Annotated in this window: 1 protein-coding gene; it reads right to left on the minus strand. The window is 69.0% G+C overall.

Annotation, left to right across the window (positions count from 1 at the left end):
* Positions 1-85 precede the first annotated feature (85 nt).
* Complete coding sequence (locus tag RM590_RS35380; protein WP_311708922.1) at positions 86-1,168, minus strand: transposase; 1,083 nt, start codon at positions 1,166-1,168, stop codon at positions 86-88.
* Between the last annotated feature and the right edge of the window lie 44 nt (positions 1,169-1,212).

Below are 1,212 nucleotides of genomic sequence, written 5' to 3' on the forward strand. Positions count from 1 at the left end.
GAGGCGGAAGCGCATGGTGTCCGGTTCGGCGTCGGTCAGGTCCTCGATGTCGTGCAGGGCCAGCAGCCGCACCCAGGCGTCGAGATCACTTGCGAGGTTTGCGGCAAGGATCCAGCCGCAGTTCACTTCCCATGAGGCGGAGGGCAGGTTGTCCAGTCCCATGGCCTTGTTCGTGCGCACCCGGTCTTCCACTGCGGCGTGGGAGCGGTGCAGCACGTCCAGGAACTGGGCGTGGCCCGAGCCGGCGATGCCCCACATGCGGTGGATGTTTGGTGGCGGTGACGCAGTACCGCCAGCCGGTCTTCTTCTCGAAGCGGGTGAGTTTCTTCAGGTGACGGCGGGTCGGACGGACCCGGCGCGCGATCAGCCGCATGCCCTCCGGCCAGCCCTCGCGGGTGTTCAGCCCGGTCAACTCGGCGACGTGGTAGCCCTCCTGGAGACTGCCGTCCTGGTGCAGGGAGGTCTCCCAGGCGGTCTCGGGCAGGCGGGCGATGGCCTTCTCGTCGTCCTCGGTGATCTTCCAGCCGACGGTGTAGCGGACCGTGCGCCGCGTGGTGTTCAACGCTTCCAGGTGCTCCAGCAGCCCGTGGGTGGCTCCGGCCCCGTCCACCCGGATGAGGATCTTCGCGGCCGAGGAGCCGGGGATCTGGGTGAGGGCGTCGGTGAGCACGCGGATGTGGTCGGCCACTGTGTTCGCCCCTGCGTTGCCCGGTCGCAGGAGCATGGCCAGGGACTCTGTGGTGTTCGCGCACCACGCTGCCAGCGGATGAAACCCGAACGTCTTCTTGAACGTGACCGCAGCCCCGGCCTTCTTCGACGCGGAGGTGATGATGGTGGCATCGATGTCGATGACGATCCAACCGGCAAGCCGCTTGCCCGCTACCGTCAGCCAGGGGAAGCCGCCCGGCCGCAGATGCAGCAGACCCCACACATGCCGGCGCACCCTGGCCCGCGCCTTTGCGATCTTCGCCAGGGTGGCCTCATCCAGCGCGGCCAGCGTGCGCCGGGCGGTGGAATCCGAGGCCGCAGTTCCGAACAGCGGCCGGTGATGGAGTTGGAGTTGCTCAGCCTCCGACAGGTTCCCCGCCCCGAGCACGATCGCGACTGCCAGTTGGACCAGCACCCCCGTGCGGTCCCGCCAGCCGGCCGCCGTGCTGGATGGCAGCACCTTCGCCAGCGCCCGCGTGAGCCCTGTGCGGTCCGCGCACCGGC

Origin of the sequence: Streptomyces litchfieldiae, from assembly GCF_031845365.1 — a bacterium.
GTDB lineage: Bacteria > Actinomycetota > Actinomycetes > Streptomycetales > Streptomycetaceae > Streptomyces > Streptomyces litchfieldiae.